Origin of the sequence: Vibrio sp. 947, from assembly GCF_033339115.1 — a bacterium.
Lineage (GTDB): Bacteria > Pseudomonadota > Gammaproteobacteria > Enterobacterales > Vibrionaceae > Vibrio > Vibrio alginolyticus.
Genome location: NZ_JAWOTX010000027.1, coordinates 50,668 through 69,826, shown reverse-complemented (window position 1 = coordinate 69,826; position 19,159 = coordinate 50,668). Strand labels below are relative to the sequence as shown.

19 protein-coding genes and 1 tRNA gene are annotated in these 19,159 nt (G+C 46.3%); 13 read left to right on the top strand and 7 right to left on the bottom strand.

Going from position 1 to position 19,159, the window contains the following annotated elements; translation table 11 throughout:
- Positions 1-2: 2 nt before the first annotated feature.
- Positions 3-75 (bottom strand) — tRNA-Gly (locus tag R7Q39_RS24570).
- Positions 76-231: 156 nt separating this feature from the next.
- Positions 232-777 (bottom strand): oligoribonuclease, encoded by a 546-nt coding sequence (orn, locus tag R7Q39_RS24565; protein WP_017635574.1) that lies wholly within the window; start codon positions 775-777, stop codon positions 232-234.
- A 129-nt stretch (positions 778-906) separates the two neighbouring features.
- On the opposite strand from orn, the gene rsgA reads away from it, so the two are divergent.
- The 4 genes from rsgA (at position 907) to R7Q39_RS24545 (ending at position 5,547) form a co-directional block, all read left to right on the top strand.
- Positions 907-1,971 (top strand): small ribosomal subunit biogenesis GTPase RsgA, encoded by a 1,065-nt coding sequence (gene rsgA / locus R7Q39_RS24560; protein ID WP_154204982.1) that lies wholly within the window; start codon positions 907-909, stop codon positions 1,969-1,971.
- A 116-nt stretch (positions 1,972-2,087) separates the two neighbouring features.
- Positions 2,088-2,945 (top strand): archaetidylserine decarboxylase, encoded by an 858-nt coding sequence (asd, locus tag R7Q39_RS24555; RefSeq protein WP_318076983.1) that lies wholly within the window; start codon positions 2,088-2,090, stop codon positions 2,943-2,945.
- Positions 2,946-3,111: 166 nt separating this feature from the next.
- Entirely contained in the window at positions 3,112-4,527 is a 1,416-nt protein-coding gene (locus R7Q39_RS24550) for an SLC13 family permease (RefSeq protein ID WP_318076982.1), read from the top strand.
- Positions 4,528-4,659: 132 nt separating this feature from the next.
- On the top strand, positions 4,660-5,547 hold the full coding sequence (locus tag R7Q39_RS24545) for a DMT family transporter (protein ID WP_005386417.1): 888 nt from the start codon (positions 4,660-4,662) through the stop codon (positions 5,545-5,547).
- Between the two features lie 86 nt (positions 5,548-5,633).
- Here R7Q39_RS24545 and gpmM read toward each other — a convergent pair whose 3' ends face one another.
- Positions 5,634-7,166 (bottom strand): 2,3-bisphosphoglycerate-independent phosphoglycerate mutase, encoded by a 1,533-nt coding sequence (gpmM, locus tag R7Q39_RS24540; protein ID WP_033907178.1) that lies wholly within the window; start codon positions 7,164-7,166, stop codon positions 5,634-5,636.
- Positions 7,167-7,713: 547 nt separating this feature from the next.
- On the opposite strand from gpmM, the gene R7Q39_RS24535 reads away from it, so the two are divergent.
- The 5 genes from R7Q39_RS24535 (at position 7,714) to R7Q39_RS24515 (ending at position 12,144) form a co-directional block, all read left to right on the top strand.
- Positions 7,714-8,148, top strand: coding sequence for a rhodanese-like domain-containing protein (locus R7Q39_RS24535; protein ID WP_005386415.1), 435 nt, complete (start codon positions 7,714-7,716; stop codon positions 8,146-8,148).
- A gap of 225 nt (positions 8,149-8,373) precedes the next feature.
- Positions 8,374-8,838, top strand: coding sequence for a protein-export chaperone SecB (gene secB / locus R7Q39_RS24530; protein WP_005386410.1), 465 nt, complete (start codon positions 8,374-8,376; stop codon positions 8,836-8,838).
- A gap of 195 nt (positions 8,839-9,033) precedes the next feature.
- Positions 9,034-10,071 carry an NAD(P)H-dependent glycerol-3-phosphate dehydrogenase gene (gpsA, locus tag R7Q39_RS24525; RefSeq protein WP_005381474.1) on the top strand — a complete coding sequence of 346 codons (1,038 nt, stop codon included), beginning with the start codon at positions 9,034-9,036 and terminating at the stop codon, positions 10,069-10,071.
- Between the two features lie 78 nt (positions 10,072-10,149).
- Entirely contained in the window at positions 10,150-10,971 is an 822-nt protein-coding gene (gene cysE / locus R7Q39_RS24520; RefSeq protein ID WP_005381475.1) for a serine O-acetyltransferase, read from the top strand.
- Between the two features lie 27 nt (positions 10,972-10,998).
- A complete protein-coding gene (locus tag R7Q39_RS24515) occupies positions 10,999-12,144 on the top strand; it encodes a murein hydrolase activator EnvC family protein (RefSeq protein ID WP_005381476.1) in 1,146 nt (381 codons plus the stop codon).
- Positions 12,145-12,217: 73 nt separating this feature from the next.
- Here R7Q39_RS24515 and R7Q39_RS24510 read toward each other — a convergent pair whose 3' ends face one another.
- From R7Q39_RS24510 to epmA, 4 genes are all read right to left on the bottom strand, one after another.
- Positions 12,218-13,174, bottom strand: coding sequence for a DHH family phosphoesterase (locus R7Q39_RS24510; protein ID WP_237306797.1), 957 nt, complete (start codon positions 13,172-13,174; stop codon positions 12,218-12,220).
- Positions 13,175-13,318: 144 nt separating this feature from the next.
- On the bottom strand, positions 13,319-13,954 hold the full coding sequence (locus tag R7Q39_RS24505; RefSeq protein WP_005381480.1) for a TetR/AcrR family transcriptional regulator: 636 nt from the start codon (positions 13,952-13,954) through the stop codon (positions 13,319-13,321).
- A 21-nt stretch (positions 13,955-13,975) separates the two neighbouring features.
- Positions 13,976-14,350 (bottom strand): VanZ family protein, encoded by a 375-nt coding sequence (locus R7Q39_RS24500; RefSeq protein WP_017635567.1) that lies wholly within the window; start codon positions 14,348-14,350, stop codon positions 13,976-13,978.
- A gap of 9 nt (positions 14,351-14,359) precedes the next feature.
- Positions 14,360-15,331 carry an elongation factor P--(R)-beta-lysine ligase gene (gene epmA / locus R7Q39_RS24495; RefSeq protein WP_237306799.1) on the bottom strand — a complete coding sequence of 324 codons (972 nt, stop codon included), beginning with the start codon at positions 15,329-15,331 and terminating at the stop codon, positions 14,360-14,362.
- Between the two features lie 435 nt (positions 15,332-15,766).
- On the opposite strand from epmA, the gene frdA reads away from it, so the two are divergent.
- Genes frdA through frdD form a run of 4 tightly spaced genes read left to right on the top strand, consistent with a single transcriptional unit; the run spans position 15,767 to position 19,099 of the window.
- Positions 15,767-17,566, top strand: coding sequence for a fumarate reductase (quinol) flavoprotein subunit (gene frdA, locus R7Q39_RS24490; RefSeq protein ID WP_005381487.1), 1,800 nt, complete (start codon positions 15,767-15,769; stop codon positions 17,564-17,566).
- Positions 17,566-18,324, top strand: a complete 759-nt coding sequence (locus R7Q39_RS24485) for a succinate dehydrogenase/fumarate reductase iron-sulfur subunit (RefSeq protein WP_005381489.1) — start codon at positions 17,566-17,568, stop codon at positions 18,322-18,324. The genes frdA and R7Q39_RS24485 overlap by 1 nt, the downstream gene beginning before the upstream one ends.
- A 2-nt stretch (positions 18,325-18,326) precedes the next feature.
- Positions 18,327-18,710, top strand: coding sequence for a fumarate reductase subunit FrdC (gene frdC, locus R7Q39_RS24480; RefSeq protein ID WP_005381491.1), 384 nt, complete (start codon positions 18,327-18,329; stop codon positions 18,708-18,710).
- Positions 18,711-18,721: 11 nt separating this feature from the next.
- On the top strand, positions 18,722-19,099 hold the full coding sequence (gene frdD, locus R7Q39_RS24475; protein ID WP_005381493.1) for a fumarate reductase subunit FrdD: 378 nt from the start codon (positions 18,722-18,724) through the stop codon (positions 19,097-19,099).
- Positions 19,100-19,159: the final 60 nt, after the last annotated feature.

Genomic DNA, 19,159 nt, shown 5'->3' with positions numbered 1-19,159 from the left:
GGAGCGACACACGAGGTTCGAACTCGTGACCTCAACCTTGGCAAGGTTGCGCTCTACCAACTGAGCTAGTGTCGCATCAACAACGTTTCCGCTGTTTAGGGCTGCGAATTATAAGAGCATTTTTTTGTGATGCAAGTCCTTCCTTCAAAAAAACTTTATTTTTTTACTGAACGACGAAAAAGCAATCAAAAGCGATATAAATTACAACAATTTGGATCGCAACCTTAACAGTTAAATCTTGAAAATAGTACCTCGATAGTACTTAAGTTCTGCGATGGACTCACGAATGTCGTCCAAGGCCAAATGTGTTCCCTGTTTTGTGAACCCATTTAGCACCTCAGGTTGCCAGCGACGTGCTAGTTCTTTAAGAGTACTAACGTCAACATATCGGTAATGGAAGAACTCTTCCAACTCAGGCATATGCTTGTATAAAAAGCGACGATCCTGCCCAATGCTGTTACCACATATTGGCGACGCCCCTTTTGGCACCCATTTTTCTAAAAATTCAATGGTTTGTGCGACTGCGTCTTGTTCTGAGATTTGACTGTTTCGAACGCGCTCCACCAAACCGCTTGCCGTATGCGTATTAGTACACCAGTCGTCCATTTTCGCCAGTTCTTCTTCCGGCTGATGAATCGCTAACACTGGACCTTCAGCCAAAATATTTAGTTCGCTATCCGTGACAATAGAAGCAATTTCGATGATTTTGTGCGTTTCAGGATCAAGCCCTGTCATCTCTAAATCAACCCAAATTAGGTTTTGATCGCTAAAGGACATGGTTACGCCGCCTATTTGTTTATCGATAAAAGAGGTACTATACCTCAAAATACGAGAAACACGATACTCATACACGGAGCCAAGAGTACGGCTCAACCATTTGAGTAAATTCACATAAAGTACAGAATTGTGGCAAAGAAGAAAAAGTTAACCAAAGGTCAGGTGCGACGCGTACGTAGCAACCAACAAAAGCGTTTGAAGAAGCAAGAAGATTCCATCCAGTGGGATGAAAACATGCTAGGCGCCAGCAAGCAAGGTCTCGTGATCACTCGTTTTGGTCAGCACGCGGACATTGAAGACCTTGAAACAGGCGAAATTCAACGCTGTAACCTCCGCCGTGGTATTGAGTCTCTAGTATCTGGCGATCGTGTTTTATGGCGCGAAGGATTGGAGTCTATGGCGGGCATCTCTGGTGTTGTTGAAGCGGTAGAACCTCGCTCTTCAGTGCTCACTCGTCCAGATTATTACGATGGCCTAAAACCCGTTGCAGCCAATATTGATCAAATGGTCATTGTCTCTTCGGTATTACCAGAGCTATCGCTAAATATTATTGACCGCTATCTCGTTGCATCAGAAACACTGAATATTGCGCCATTGTTGGTCTTAAATAAGATCGACCTTCTAGAAGCCGATGACCGTGCAATGTATGAAGAATGGCTCAAAGAATATGAACGTATTGGCTATAAAGTGCTTCTGGTCAGCAAGAAGTCTGGAGAAGGCATTGCTGAACTAGAAACCCTACTGCGTGATCGAATTAATATCTTTGTTGGTCAATCAGGCGTAGGGAAATCCAGCTTAGTCAACGCGTTAATGCCGGAACTAGAGAGCGAAGTGGAAGAAGGCGAAGTCTCTGAGAACTCTGGCTTGGGCCAACACACCACGACGGCTGCACGTTTATACCACATTCCAACGGGTGGCGATTTGATCGACTCACCTGGAGTACGTGAATTTGGTCTTTGGCATTTGGAAGCAGAAGAAGTAACAAAAGCATTCGTTGAATTTCGACCATATTTAGGCGGTTGCAAGTTCCGAGATTGTAAACACAATGATGACCCAGGCTGCCTTCTACGCGAAGCTGTCGAGAACGGGGAAATTAACGAAACTCGCTTTGAAAACTATCATCGCATTTTGGAAAGCATGGTTGAAAACAAAGCAAATCGTCAGTATTCACGTAATAAAAAAGCCGATCTGTAATTGAGTTAAGGCTGTAACTGTGTAAAAAGTCTTCACCTAATACTGACAAGCAAATTAAATTTCAGTAACATCACGCGCCCTAAAGCGCGAATCTAACAGAAGTATCGGAATTAAAGATGGACAAGTTTAAAGTTGGACTGCAGTACTGGATCCCACAACACGGCCTCACTCGCCTAATGGGTAAACTGGCTTCAGCAAAAGCTGGCGGTCTAACAACAGCAGTTATTCGTTGGTTTATCAAACAATACAATGTGAATATGGATGAGGCAAAGCACTCAGATCCTAAGCATTTTAAAACGTTCAACGAGTTTTTCGTTCGTGAGCTAAAAGAAGGCGCACGCCCAATTTCTGAAGGCGAAAACGTCATCACTCATCCAGCCGACGCTTGTGTTAGCCAGTTTGGCCCTATTGAAGATGGTCAACTTATCCAAGCAAAAGGTCATCGCTTCTCAGCACAAGAATTGCTGGGCGGTGACGCGAATTTAGCGGACGAATTTAAAGATGGTTCTTTTGCCACATTGTATCTATCTCCGCGCGATTACCACCGTGTACACATGCCATGTGACGGCACTCTGCGCCAAATGATTTACGTACCAGGTGACCTGTTCTCAGTAAACCCTCTGACAGCAGAAAACGTACCGAACCTATTTGCACGTAACGAGCGTGTGGTGTGTATCTTCGATACTGAGTTTGGTCCAATGGCACAGGTGCTTGTTGGTGCGACAATTGTTGGTAGCATTGAGCAAGTATGGGCTGGCACTATCACTCCGCCTCGTGGAAACACTGTCTACAAATGGGATTACCCAGCAGAGGGTGACAAGGCCGTGATCTTGAAAAAAGGCGAAGAGATGGGCCGCTTCAAACTGGGTTCTACTGTTATTAACCTGTTTGCCAAAGACGCGATTGAGTTTGACGCAAGCATGGAAAACGGTAAGCCAACCGTTATGGGCACACCTTACGCCTTGAAAAAATAAGTAAAACACCGTTAAAGAGCCCTTTATTAAGGGCTCTTTTTATTGATAAAAAGCAAAACTCCGTTCGAAATTTAGCCTCTATTTCTCAAACTCATACCTGCCTCTAAGACCCTCATTCCACAATCAATTATCCTGCGCTTAGAATGAATATTTAGAGGGGCAGCCAATGCCAAAGATGAGTGTAAACACGTTGGCGAAATTGCTGGTGTGCTTTTTAATTCCGCTCGGTGTTTTGATGATGCCGATCGATGCTATTCCTATTGACGATCTCACTTTAATTCAGCATCGCCTGTTAGCTATTTTTCTTCTTGCTGCCCTACTTTGGGTTCTCGAGCCGGTTCCCGTTTTTGCTACGTCCATTCTTATTATCGCTCTTGAACTGATCATGATATCGGATAAAGGTTTGCATCTATTTCGCAATCCACCAGCGGGGCATGATTTAGGAGAGTTAATTGCTTACACCGATATTTTCTCGGCCTTCTCTTCACCGATCATTATTCTTTTTATGGGTGGTTTTGCTCTTGCGATTGCGGCTTCCAAATACGAGCTCGACAACAACCTCGCCCGAGTACTATTAAAACCATTCGGCACCCAACCTAAGTTCATCATGCTGGGCTTGATGTTAATTACCGCCGTTTTTTCAATGTTTATGTCCAATACTGCCACGACCGTGATGATGCTAGCCCTGCTTGGCCCCATCGTCGCTTCAGCACCTAAAGGGGATTTAGGGATTAAAGCACTGGTGTTGTGTATTCCAATTGCCGCGAATACAGGCGGCATTGCGACTCCGATAGGCACGCCACCTAATGCGATAGCGCTTCAATATCTCACTGGAGAAAACGCGATAGACTTCCTATCGTGGATGACAATGGGTCTACCATTTGTGTTGGTACAACTCACTGTAGCTTGGTTCTTGTTGCAAAAGCTGTTTCCGTCTAGCGAACCAGAAATGAAACTAAAGCTAGATGGTACATTCAAAAGGAGCTGGCGTGCGATCGTCGTCTACATCACTTTTGCACTAACCATTGTGCTTTGGATGACAACGAAAGTGCATGGCATGAATACATACGTTGTCGCGATTATCCCACTAGCAGTGTTCACGTTAACGGGCATTATGGGAAAAGAAGAGCTCAAGCTGATTAACTGGGATGTTTTATGGCTGGTTGCCGGTGGTATAGCAATTGGTATTGCCTTAGACAAAACGGGCTTAGCCGAAGCATTAGCGCACGCCATTGATTACAGCCTGCTATCACCATTTGCCGTTGTTTTAGCCCTATCAGTAGTGTGTTGGTTAATGGCGAACTTTATGTCTAATACCGCAACAGCAAACTTATTGATGCCTATTACTGCCGCTATTGGTACATCAATGCCAAGCCTTATTGCGGTTGGTGGCCTACAAGGTTTACTGGTTGTCGTCGCCTTCTCCGCATCACTTGGCATGATCTTACCGGTTTCCACACCACCAAACTCTTTGGCTTATTCAACAGGCCTCATCGAGAGCAAAGACATGGCGAAAGTGGGGCTGATTCTTGGTTTGATTGGTCTACTTATCGTGTATGGCGCAGTTTTGGTACTGTTTTAATCGAAGAGCTCCATGAAAAAGCGTGTTGTCATGGAGCTGCTCTCCAGCTACTGCCCTTACAGAGCGGCTTTTACATCCCATAAATTTCGTGCATATTAAGACTCCTCTACTCTACAAGGACGTCGACACATCATGGGTTACGAATGGCTTGCTTTATGCGCCGCTTTTCTGTGGGCAGTTTCTAGCCTAATTTCGGTCATTCCTGCACAACACCTAGGCGCATTTTCTTACAGCCGCTGGCGTATGGGCTGCACAGCCGTGATCTTATCAACAATGGCCTGGATAACTGGCGGCTGGTTAACGGTTTCTTGGGAACATGTAACGCCAATGATGGCCTCAGGACTGATTGGTATTTTTATTGGCGATACCGCTCTATTCGCGTGTTTGAATCGTATGGGGCCAAGACAAGCCGGGTTACTCTTCTCTTGCCACGCCGTGTTCTCTGCCATCTTGGGCTACTTCTTATTTAGCGAAGTCATGACCACAATAGAACTACTGGGCGCATCATTGGTATTTAGCGGCGTGGTGATGGCGATATTCTTTGGCCGAAGAGGTCAAGTGAATAACGTCTTGGAAGACATTAAAGGTAACATCTGGGTGGGTATTGGACTTGGCTTAACCGCAGCAATGTGCCAAGCATTGGGCGGCATCATCGCCAAGCCAGTAATGCAAACCAGTATTGACCCAGTTGCGGCTTCTGCTATTCGAATGATCAGTGCCTTTTTCGCCCACAGCATGTTGTTAATTCTAGGAGTCAAAGTCGCTCGCTCGACGCAACACATTACTTGGCGCATATTTGGTATTACTGCCCTTAATGGTTTCTTGGCGATGGCCGTCGGCATGACGCTAATCTTATACGCACTGCAAGAAGGAAATGTAGGTATGGTTGCACTTCTATCTTCAACCACGCCAATTATGTTGCTACCACTACTCTGGATTTACACTAAACGCCGACCAAACCGATTTGCATGGTTAGGCGCAGCCCTAGCTGTGATTGGTGCGGGCATTTTGGTTCAGTAACCTTACAGACCAGTCCTTATTGCCAGATACAAAAAAGCCCGAGTTTAAACTCGGGCTTTTGTCATTCGGAGCCGTTAGTTAATTATTTATTTAACTAATACTTCACCCGTCATTTCTGCTGGGATTTCTAGACCAGCTAGAGAAAGCATGGTTGGTGCAAGGTCAGACAGTTTACCGCCTTCTTTGAATTCAACCGCTTTGTCACCTACATAGATTAGAGGCACTGGTAGGTTAGTGTGAGCAGTGTGGATGCCGCCAGTTTCAGGGTCGATCATCATTTCTGCGTTACCGTGGTCCGCAGTGATCAATAGTTGACCGCCAACTTCTTTGATTGCTTCAACCACTTTACCCACGCTTTCATCTAGAGCTTCGATTGCTTTCTCAGCCGCTTCATAAACGCCAGTGTGACCAACCATATCTGCGTTCGGGTAGTTACAGATGATGGTATCGAACTTACCTGATTTGATAGCCGCAACCATCTTCTCTGTTAGTTCTGGAGAGCTCATTTCAGGCTGCATGTCGTACGTTGCAACTTTTGGAGAAGCAACCAACTGACGCTCTTCGCCTTCGAATTCGTTCTCAACACCACCGTTGAAGAAGAAAGTCACGTGTGCGTATTTCTCTGTTTCAGAGATACGTAGCTGAGTTTGACCTTGTTTAGATAGCCACTCACCGTAAGTGTTTTCTAGAGACGCAGGTGGGAATGCGATAGCTAGAGGGATATCAGCCGCGTATTGAGTCAGCATCACAAAGTTGATTGCTGGGAATACTGCACGCTCAAAGCCGTCAAACGCAGGAACGAATGCACGAGTGATTTGACGTGCACGGTCAGCACGGTAGTTCATGAAGATAACCGCATCACCATCTTGCATGATTGCGTCTTCTTGACCTTCCGCTTTGATAGTTGTTGCTTTAACGAATTCGTCGTTTTCTTCACGAGCGTAAGCCGCTTCTAGACCTGCAACTGCCGTTTCTGCTGTGAACTCAGCTTTAGCTTGAGTTAGAAGATCGTAAGCAACTTGGACGCGATCCCAGTTGTTGTCACGGTCCATTGCGTAGTAACGACCTACTAGAGAAGCAACGCGGCCTTTACCTAGTTTCGCAAATAGGTCTTGGAAACGTTGTAGTGAGTTTTCAGCACTACGTGGTGGTGTGTCACGGCCGTCTAGGAAGCAGTGTAGGTAGATTTTCTCTGCGCCACGCGCCGCTGCCATTTCAACTGCAGCGTAAATGTGGTCTTCGTGAGAGTGAACACCGCCTGGAGACATCAGGCCCATGATGTGTACTGCTTTTTCAGCTTTCACTGCAGAGTCGATAGCTTCAACTAGCGCAGGCGTTTCTTCGAACTCACCATCCGCAATTGATTTAGTGATACGAGTCAGGTCTTGGTATACAACGCGGCCTGCACCAATGTTAGTGTGACCAACTTCAGAGTTACCCATTTGACCATCAGGAAGGCCAACATCCATGCCTGAAGCAGAGATTAATGTGTGTGGGTTATTCGCAATCAGAGCATCCATTACTGGTGTTTTCGCATTCGCAATTGCGTTACTTGCTGTGTCTTCACGGTAACCGTAACCGTCAAGGATAACTAGAGCCAGTGGCTTCTTAGCTGACATAGTGATGACCTCATCAAATTTAAGTAACTTTTGGCGTAGGGCCTCGCTGCCCTATCTAACCTTGAAACAAAACTAGCGTAATTTTACTACACTTTTTAACCAAAACTGTAGGTTAAGATCAAATAATGTTTGCGATTTATTGTTGCTATCTTACAAGTTAAGCGAACAACGAGTCAGTGCCGACAATCGTGTTCCACAAGCATAGTCATTTCTAATACGCTTTGTACACCCCAGTCTAAGTTCGGTTTTCTTACGCTTCTCATTCTTATTTTTGCACTTGAAACAGCGCTAATTTAAAGCAACATCAAACAAGATGGGTTAATACCTATTGTTCTCTTTTCTCAGTAAAACAGAAGTCACTTAAACCGATAAGTCCAATAGGCCAAAGCAATCAAGCTACCAGAGCGAAATGTACGGATAGTAAGGGCATAACGGGTTTATAGAGATCTCAATTATTCGTTAGAAAATTTTAACCCTCTCGCCTAAGAGCCGTAACCTCGCTATACTCCTGCTTTATTTTTCCGCCAACAGCGTAAGAGCTCAAGACATGCAAGAGTACATTGAATTTTTCCAACAGAACATGATTCTATCTTTGGTTTGGGTAGGTCTTCTTGTCGCCTTTATCATGAACATCGTGAAATCAGCGACAGCCGCATACAAAGAAATCAACGTAAACCAACTGACTCATCTTATGAACCGTGAAAACGGCGTTGTAGTGGATATCCGTACCAAAGACGAGTTCAAAAAAGGTCATATCACCGACTCACTTCACATTTTACCGTCAGACATCAAAGCGGGTAACTTGGGTAGCCTTGAAAACCACAAATCAGACCCAATCATTGTTGTATGTAAGACAGGACAGACCGCTCAAGAAAGCGCAAACCTACTAGTAAAAGCTGGCTTCGAAAACGTGAGCCTACTAAAAAATGGTTTGATTGCGTGGAACGAAGCGAACCTGCCGTTAGTTCGCGGTAAGAAGTAGGAACGTGGCAAGAACGAAAGTTCGCGTTTAAACGCGCTTTTACCAAGCCTCGCGGACAAAAAACTGAGCAAATTGAAAGCAGTTGGAGCACTAAGTTGTGACGCTTTGCACGTAATACACGCTTCATCTAGTCAAGGTAGATTGGCTCAGTTAGTCTCAGGACATACCAGTTTTCTGAGCTTAGACGTTTCTAGGCTCAACAAATATTGATTTAAGGATTAAAAAATGGCTGAAGCAGCACCTCAAGACGCACAACAAAACTTCGCAATTCAACGCATCTTCCTAAAAGACGTTTCTTTTGAAGCGCCGAACTCTCCAGTAATTTTCCAGAAAGAGTGGAACCCAGACGTTAAACTAGACCTAGACACTCAAAGCCGCGAGCTTGGTGAAGGCGTTTACGAAGTTGTTCTACGCCTAACCGTTACTGTGAAGAACGAAGAAGAGACTGCGTTCCTATGTGAAGTTCAACAAGGTGGTATCTTCACTGCTGAACAAATGGAAGCTGGTCAACTTGCACATTGCCTAGGCGCATTCTGCCCGAACATCCTATTCCCATACGCTCGTGAAACTATCTCAAGCCTAGTCGTTAAAGGTACGTTCCCTCAACTGAACCTAGCGCCAGTAAACTTTGACGCGCTATTCATGAACTACCTACAACAGCAAGCTCAACAAGGCGAAGCTGAAGCGTAATTCACGTTTTATAAGTGACGAATAGCCACAGTGCTGACGTCACCGACTCAAATAAAATGCACAGAGCGTCTACCATCCGATGCAATGTGCATTTTTTATTTCTGACAAAAGTTCCTAGTTCCTAATCGCCAGAAGGCGTAAAATTTGACGATTAGGAACTAGATTCTACTAGTAGCAAGACAATTAGGCGGTAGCATGACACAAGCAAATACAAACAATGCTTACGGTAAAGACATCGCAATGACTGTGATTGGCGCAGGCTCATACGGCACCTCTTTGGCGATCTCACTCGCTCGTAACGGCGCGAACGTTGTCCTTTGGGGACACGAGCCAGAGCACATGGCTCGCCTAGAAGCAGACCGAGCTAACCATGCCTTCTTACCAGGTGTTGATTTCCCTGAAAGCTTGATCATTGAATCGGATTTAGAAAAAGCCGTTCAAGCAAGCCGAGATTTGTTGGTTGTGGTTCCAAGCCATGTCTTTGGCATCGTGCTAAACAGCTGTAAACCATTCTTGCGCGAAGACTCTCGCATCTGTTGGGCAACCAAAGGGCTTGAACCTGAAACGGGGCGCCTGCTGAAAGACGTCGCTTATGACATTATCGGTGAAAACTACTCACTAGCAGTATTGTCTGGCCCAACGTTTGCGAAAGAGCTCGCAATGGGTATGCCGACTGCAATTTCAGTTGCGTCTCCAGATTCTGAATTTGTTGCGGATCTACAAGAAAAAATCCACTGTAGCAAAACCTTCCGCGTATACGCCAATAGTGACTTTATTGGTATGCAATTGGGCGGCGCTGTGAAAAACGTTATTGCGATTGGTGCAGGTATGTCTGATGGTATCGGTTTTGGCGCCAACGCCCGTACTGCATTAATTACTCGTGGCTTGGCTGAAATGAGTCGCCTTGGTGCTGCGCTGGGTGCACAGCCAGAAACCTTTATGGGCATGGCGGGTTTAGGCGATCTTGTCCTGACATGTACCGATAACCAATCACGTAACCGACGCTTTGGCTTGGCATTAGGCCAAGGTAAAGACGTTGATACGGCTCAAGAAGAAATTGGTCAAGTGGTTGAGGGTTACCGCAATACAAAAGAAGTATGGCTACTCTCTCAACGTATGGGTGTTGAGATGCCGATAGTTGATCAAATTTATCAAGTATTGTATCAAGGAAAAGATGCGCGCTTAGCAGCGCAAGATTTACTTGCTCGTGACAAAAAAGCCGAAGGAAAGTAGCAATCTACCGCCCTTTGCAGCTCATCTGAGAAAAATTGAAGTTGTCGGGTCACGGAAGAACCACTCTGGATATTGAGAATGAAACACTGCGAAAAACAAAAAGTCTGGAACAAAATTGTCTCAGAAGCCCGTGAAATGTCAGAACAAGAGCCTATGCTGGCGAGCTTCTATCATGCCACCATTATCAAGCATGAAAGTTTGTGTGCCGCTCTGAGTTATATTCTGGCTAACAAATTGAACACCGCTTCCATGCCAGCGATGGCTGTGCGTGAAGTGGTTGAAGAAGCCTTTGCGGCAGATCCAACCATCACTGACGGCGCGGCTTGTGATATTTGTGCCACGGTCAATCGCGACCCTGCTGTTTCAATGTACTCAATGCCATTGCTGTACCTAAAAGGCTATCACGCACTGCAAGGCTACCGAGTAGCAAACTGGCTGTGGAAGCAAGGTCGTCACGCTCTTGCGACTTACCTACAAAATCAGATTTCGGTAGCATGTCAGGTCGATATTCACCCTGCAGCGCGCATTGGTAGTGGCATCATGCTCGACCATGCAACAGGCATCGTGATTGGTGAAACTGCCGTGGTCGAAAACGACGTGTCTATACTGCAAGATGTCACCCTTGGTGGTACTGGTAAAGAATGCGGTGATCGTCACCCGAAAATTCGCGAGGGTGTGATGATCGGAGCTGGTGCAAAGATTCTTGGCAATATCGAAGTCGGTGAAGGCGCGAAAATCGGATCTTGCTCTGTGGTATTGCAAGCCGTGCCTCCTCACACAACGGTGGCTGGCGTGCCTGCAAAAATCGTCGGACGTCCAAAAACGGACAAACCCTCTCTCGATATGGATCAAGGCTTTAACGGCAAGTCGCAAAGCTTTATCCATGGAGATGGTATTTAATCGTCAACAAACCTTTTTGACAACAACGTGGTAGGTAACTCTCAAGTGCGAAAACAAAATCACCCTGTTCTACGCTCGGCTATTTTATTAACTTGTGCTTTATCTGCCACTTATCCCATTACCTCCTCTGCTGTGAGTCAGCAAGAGCTCAAAGGCGTATCCAGTGAGATAAGCCGTCAGCGCAAATCGCTCTCTTCCCAAGAAAAGCAGCTCAATGAGTTACAGAAATCACTAAAAGATCAAGAGCTTGGTATTTCTAAGCTTGAGCGTGAAATACGACAAACCAAGTCTAACCTCGCACAAGCAGACAAAAACATAGAAAACCTAGAAGAGAAAATTGCCTTGCAAGAAGCACAGCGTCAAGAGCAAGAAGAAGAACTCAAACAGCTGCTGCAAACGTATTACGTAACCGAGCGAGCGAAGGCCAATGGTCACTTGTTAAATCAAGGTGTGGAAGAAGACCGCATGAGCCAATACTTCCAGCATTTAGCTAAAGCACGTGCTGAAGTGATTGATGCGATCACCAAAATAACCCAAGAATTAGCGCACAACAAAAACCAACTCGAGCTAGAAAAAGAGCAAATCGAGACTCTGCTCAAGCAGCAATCCGAAAAACGTACAGCGCTAGCGAGTACACAATCCAAGCGTAAGCAAACCCTGAATAAAATTCAGAGCAGTATCAAGAATGACAAACGCTACTTAGCCGAGCTGCAACGCAACGAAACCCGTTTAAAAGCAGAGATCGCCAAAGCAGCGAAGCGTAATGCGGTGCCAATGGACGGACTCGGCAAACAGCGCGGTAAGCTGCCTTGGCCACTCAAAGGCAGTGTGTTACACAACTTTGGTACGCGACAAACCGGGCAGGTAAACTGGAAGGGCATGGTGCTGTCTGCCAACTATGGTCAACAAGTGAAAGCCGTTTATCCTGGAACTGTCGTATTTGCGGAGTATCTGCGCGGATACGGTTTAGTGGTACTGCTCGACCACGGCAAAGGTGACATGACCCTCTATGGTTACAACCAAGCCTTAACTAAAAAAGAAGGCGACCGAGTCACCGCCGGCGAAGTGATTGCTCTCGCGGGTGATACAGGTGGTCAAGACAGACCATCGCTGTACTTTGAAATTCGTCGTAATAGTGAAGCGCAGAATCCGAAATCTTGGTTAAAACGCTGATTATCTGACTCATAGACTTATAATAAAAAAGGAGCCACTCGGCTCCTTTTTTGTATTCATATTTTGGAAAATGCTATGCGTAGTAGGTTTCTACCGCATCAATAAAAGCATTCACATCATCTTTGCTTAACGCGTTGATTCCTGCCGCCGCCTCTCGCCCCCCACCTGTCGGGAACTGACCACACACGGCAACGGCACCTTGTTTATTGTTTAATGGGGCGCGGAGTGAAACCGTATAAGTACCATCTGCATTTTCAGTAAGTACCGCATGCGCAGAGTCAGGGGTTTGGTTTGCTAGCCAGTTGCCATAAACACCACTGATTCGGCGTGATGCCGCCGTGTTTGGTAACTCAAACAACTTCAGCTTATCACTCTCATGCATGGCAGGCACTGCGAGAGCCGCCTCCATGTCTTGTTGGTAAGCCGATTGCAATTGGTAGTATGGCGAGGCCGTATCTTCAATAGCTTCAAATGGTGACGTGTACTTCAGCAAAGCTCGGTACAGCTCCGCAGGGTGAAAGTGTAAATCTTCGACCTTCGATCCGTAGCCGTTGTAGTTAATTAAAGTACCCAGCTCTTTTAGCTGCTCTTTCTGTTGCTGCAACAAGCCCGCGTTATTCGCTAACTCATCGGCTTTAGCAATCATGTTATCGCCATAAGCCGCCGTAATCGCCCAGTCATGAAAACGCCCATCAAGCAACTTATCGACAATCAACGCCGTGCACATGTTGGCATCGAGATCGATGTGCGCATCCAAATTACCATGCTGAGGAATGTCGCCCGCTTTGTGATGATCGGCGTAAAAGACGTGCGCGCCTTGAGCCAAAGCTTGCTCTAGACCTGCCATGTTCTTTTCCATCGAAATGTCTAACACAGTCAGCTCATCACCCGCTTGCACGTCTACTTTTTCCACCAGCTTGATGTCGCGCTTTACACCGGTTATTAACTGGGCATCGACAGGATCAGCCAAACGCAATTGTAGAAGAGCAATGATGCCATCAGCATCACCATTAAAAATGTCGTAATTCATGGGGCGATAGTTCCTTTATCGAGAATCTTATCCCTGCAAGGGTTTTTAGCGTATGGGACTATTGTGCGTGGCATATTTGACAAGTCAACTCGAGCCACGACTCGAAAATGAGAGTGACTCTCGAAATATTAAGCAGTTTGACGTTTAACTGTGTAGATTGCTAACCGCATCTTCTAATAACAGTAGCTGCTCTAAGCCCTGCTCAGTTGCTAATGGCTTAACGACATTAAGCATCTGCAACATCCCTTGCTTCACCATTTGCTCGGTAATGTTGGTTTTTGAAGCCATCGCGGATTGATACGCCAACCAACTACACGCAATCAAGTGCAATGTACATACTAATGACTTCAACTGTTGTTGATCGACATTCAACAGCTTCATCGTTACGAACTCTTGCATAATAGCAATGAGGTTCGCTTGCAGCTTCTCTTGCACATCGATGTACTGTTCGTGTAGCTGTTCATCTCGTGACAAGATTTCTGGTAAGTTTGCGTAGAAAAAGCGGTATTTCCACATCAAGGTAAAAATAGAGTCTAGGTAGCTCTTCAGCATAGTCAGGCTCTCTTGCGAACCTTGAATAGGGGTAAATCTTTCTAAAAGTTCTGCTGAATAAAGCGCAAAGATCTCGCGAACGATTTCTTGCTTATTGCGGAAGTGGTAATACAGATTACCAGGGCTAATTTCGATGTGATCGGCAATGTGATTGGTGGTGATGTTGCGCTCACCATGTTGGTTGAACAACTCCAGTGCCGCGTAGACGATTTTGTCGCGCGTTTTCATTGTTATCGTGTTCCCTCTTCATTAACGAATCGAGTATAGCGACTTCACCAACCTAGGTCGATAGAGGCTCCAAATACGGTAACATAACAGACCAGTTAAGATGCCAGTTGAGTTGGCGACAAGGTCTAACCAAGAAGTTTGTCGCCCTACATACCCTTGCAACCACTCAATAACGGCGCTGAATAGCAAAATACTAATCGCTACCGCCCAACGTTGACGCCAACGCCACACGCAAAAACAACCTAAAAACGCAAAGCCGCTGTACGCCATAGCGTGCTGCATTTTGTCGAGATACGCGATATTGCCCCAGTCTTGCAGTTCACCTGAACTCAGAGATAAAAAAGCGATCAATATGGCGTAGCTAAAGATGACGAAACGTGCAGCCGTCAGGTTCATTGGACGTCCTTATGCAATTGGAAATGGAAAGGCCGTCACTTGATCAATGTGGTCACAGCCTAGCGCCAGCATGATCAAACGATCGATACCCAACGCGACCCCTGCACAATCTGGCAACCCTGCTTCCAGTGCAGAGATCAGATGATAATCGATCGGCTGTGGTTTTAAACCCATTTCGATACGCTTTGCGTTATCTTGTTCAAAGCGCGCTAATTGCTCTTTCGGGTTATCCAGTTCATGAAATCCGTTCGCCAGCTCTATCCCCTTAAAGTACACTTCAAAACGATCCGCGACGCGATGATCTTGAGGATTGATTTTCGCAAGCGCCGCCTGTGATGAAGGGAAGTCGTACACAAAAGCCGGCACGTCCTGACCAATTTTGTTTTCTACTCCCACGCTAAATAGTAGTTGCAGCAGCGTATCGCGATCTTCTTCTGGCTCAGCAATGTCACTCAAACCCAGCTTGCTTGCCGCCGCTTTCAGCTCAGTCATCGAGCCTTCCAGTGGACACGCACCCAACACATCAATGAAGGCTTGCTGATACGTCATGCGCTGCGCTGCGCCACACTTCAATACCAGCTGCAACAGGTCATCCATTTCATCCATCAATTTATGATGGTCAAAGCCAACGCGATACCACTCCAACATCGTGAATTCAGGGTTGTGGTAGCGACCATTCTCTTCATTACGAAATGCTTTGTTGATTTGATAAATACAACCGCTGCCCGCAGCCAAAAGGCGCTTCATATGGAACTCTGGGCTGGTCATAAAAAACAGCTTACTGCCATCGGCATAGCCTGGGCCAACAAACTCGGTTTGGAAAGTATGCAAATGAATGTCAGTCACGGTTGCGTGACTCATGGCTGGCGTATCGACTTCCATCACCTGTCGGTCAGCGAAGAATTGTCGAATCGACGCGATTAACGTCGCACGTTGACGAAGTTGGTCAATGGAAGCAGTAGGTTGCCAGTTGGTTTGCATAACAAGTCTCTCAAACTTTAATTCAGCGAGGAAAGTCTCATTCTACATGCTTTTTACTCTTCAAGAAGAGAGGAATATCCCTTCTTCTTTTTACTAATGTGCTCGCCAATTTGAGGCAAGCATTACTCGTGCCGCAGAACAAAAAACGCTCAGTTAAAATCCTATTATCCATGCGGTTAATGTCACGCAACACAGGTTTAACATCCCTAATGTTAATGCTTGAGGGCCAAAACCTCGATGCCGTGATAGCAGTCACATAACCTGTAAATTCTATGCCCTTAAGTGCATTACCGAAGCAAAAACCCAATTACATCAATTTTTCTGCCATGTGGCTCATCTACACTAACCCTACTACTTTTGGGGAGTTCTTTTTAAAGAGCGCCTCGTAATGACAATAACAAGCGGATTTCCGCAATCACACACTGGAGGATAACTGTGCAAATTATCACCACAGATATCGCAGTCATCGGCGCAGGCGGCGCTGGTCTTCGTACTGCTATTGCAGCGGCTGAAGCAAACCCAGACTTAGAAGTCGCTCTGATTTCTAAAGTTTATCCAATGCGCTCCCACACGGTCGCTGCAGAGGGTGGCTCAGCAGCAGTTATCAAGGATGAAGATAGCTTAGACAACCACTTCAACGACACTGTTGGCGGTGGTGACTGGCTATGTGAACAGGATGTTGTTGAATACTTTGTAGAGAACGCGACTCGCGAAATGATCCAAATGGAGCAATGGGGTTGCCCATGGAGTCGTAAAGAGAACGGTGAAGTCAACGTACGCCGCTTTGGTGGTATGAAGGTTGAACGTACTTGGTTCGCTGCAGACAAAACTGGCTTCCACATGCTTCATACGCTATTCCAGACATCAATGAAGTACAGCAACATCAAACGTTTTGATGAGTACTTTGTGGTGGATCTGCTTGTTGATGAAGGCGAAGTTCAAGGTCTGATTGCTATTCACATGTCTGAAGGCGAGCTTGTTACTATCAAAGCAAAATCTGTTGTTCTAGCAACAGGTGGCGCGGGCCGTGTTTACCACTGTAACACCAACGGCGGTATCGTAACGGGCGATGGTATGGCAATGGCTTACCGTCACGGCGTTCCTCTACGTGATATGGAATTCGTTCAATACCACCCAACCGGTCTTCCAGGCACAGGTATCCTGATGACGGAAGGTTGTCGTGGTGAAGGCGGTATCATCGTTAACAAGAATGGCTACCGTTACCTACAAGATTACGGCATGGGCCCTGAAACTCCAGTTGGCCAACCGAAGAACAAATACATGGAACTGGGTCCTCGTGACAAAGTTTCTCAAGCTTTCTGGCACGAACAACAGAAAGGCAACACCATCAAACACCCACTGGGTGACGTGGTGCACCTAGACCTTCGCCACCTTGGTGAAGAGTACCTACAAGAACGTCTACCGTTCATCTGTGAGCTAGCAAAAGCTTATGTAAACGTGGACCCTGCAAAAGAGCCAATTCCAATTCGTCCAACCGTTCACTACACCATGGGTGGTATTGAAACGGACGGCGGTTGTGAAACTCGCATTAAAGGCCTATTCGCGGTGGGTGAATGTGCGTCTGTTGGTCTTCACGGTGCAAACCGTCTAGGGTCTAACTCACTGGCTGAGTTCGTGGTATTTGGCCGCGTAGCGGGTGAAAATGCAGTGAAACGCGCAGCAGAATTCAAAGGTTGGAACGACGCGGCAATTGACGCGCAAGTCAAAGCCGTTGAAGAGCGCATCGCGAAACTGATGAACCAAGAAGGCGACGAAAACTGGGCAGAAATACGCACAGAAATGGGCCACACCATGGAAGCGGGCTGTGGTATATACCGCCAAGAAGATTTGATGCAAGCGACTATCGACAAAATCACTGAGTTGAAAGAACGCTACAAACGCATCAGCATCAAAGACAAAGGTAAAGTGTTCAACACAGACCTTCTATACGCAATCGAAGTGGGTTACGGCCTAGAAGTCGCAGAAGCGATGGTTCACTCTGCGATTCTACGTAAAGAGTCGCGCGGCGCGCACCAACGTCTAGACGACGGTTGTACAGAACGTGATGACGTGAATTTCCTAAAACACTCACTTGCTTTCTACAAGCCAGAGTCAGCACCAAGTATCGATTACAGCAATGTGACCATCACTAAGTCACAGCCAAAAGCTCGTCTATACGGTGAAGCAGCAGAAAAAGCAGCGGCTGAAGAGAAGAACGCAGAGGAGCAAGCATAATGTCAGCAAATCGCATTCAAAAAGTAGACATCCTGCGTTACGACCCAGAAAAAGATGCAGAACCATACAAGCAAACATTCGAAGTCCCATTCGATGAAACCATGTCTGTACTTGACGCACTTGGTTACATCAAAGACCACCTAGACAAAGATCTGTCTTACCGTTGGTCTTGCCGTATGGCGATCTGTGGTTCTTGCGGCATCATGGTGAACAACGTACCGAAACTTGCTTGTAAGAGCTTCCTACGTGACTACCCAGACGGCGTGACTATCGAGCCTCTAGCGAACTTCCCAATCGAGAAAGACTTGATTGTTGATATGACGCCATTCATCGAGCGCCTAGAAGCAATCAAACCATACATCATTGGTAACGATCGTAAACCAGAAGACGGTACGAACTTGCAAACGCCAGAACAGATGGCGAAATACAAGCAGTTCGCTGGCTGTATCAACTGTGGTCTGTGCTATGCAGCATGTCCTCAGTTTGGTCTTAACCCAGAGTTCATCGGTCCTGCTGCACTAACGCTAGCCCACCGCTACAACCTAGACAGCCGTGACAACGGTAAAGATGAGCGCATGAAGCTTATCAACGGTGAAAACGGTGCTTGGGGTTGTACGTTTGTTGGTTACTGTTCTGAAGTTTGTCCGAAAAACGTTGACCCAGCAGCGGCAGTAAACCAAGGCAAAGTGGAGTCTTCTATGGACTTCGTGATTGCTATGTTGAAACCTGATGGTTCACCAAAGAAAGTGGAGGCATAAGGATGAGCAATCGTAAACCTTACGTTCGTGAAGTAAAACGCACTTGGTGGAAGAACCATCCTTTCTACCGCTTCTACATGCTACGTGAAGCAACGGTGCTTCCGTTAATCCTATTCACTCTGTTCCTAACTTTCGGTTTAGGTTGCTTGGTGAAAGGTCCTGAAGCATGGCAAGGTTGGTTAGCGTTCATGGCGAACCCAATCGTAGTCGCAATCAACATCGTTGCACTACTCGGTAGCCTATTCCACGCTCAAACTTTCTTCAGCATGATGCCACAAGTAATGCCAATTCGTTTGAAGGGCAAACCAGTGGACAAGAAGATCATCGTATTGACTCAGTGGGCCGCGGTTGCGTTCATCTCACTGATCGTTCTCATCGTGGTGTAAGGAGCTGAGCAATGAAACCGAATTATAGTGTAAACACATCACCAAAACGTTCTGATGAGCCAATCTGGTGGGGTCTGTTTGGTGCGGGCGGTACTTGGTTCGCGATGATCACGCCAATCACGGTATTGGTGCTAGGTATCTTGGTACCACTAGGCGTGATTGACGCAGAAGCGATGAGCTACGAGCGTGTCTCTGCATTCGCAACCAGCATCATCGGTGCGCTATTCATCATTGGCACGCTAGCATTGCCAATGTGGCATGCAATGCACCGTGTACACCACGGTATGCACGACCTTAAATTCCACACTGGTGTGATTGGTAAAATCGCATGTTACGCATTTGCAGGCTTAATCACTGCACTAGCAGTTATCTTTATCTTCATGATTTAAGAGACTGACCAAAAAAAGAAAAAGCTGGCTAAATGCCAGCTTTTTTATTGCTTTGGGTTA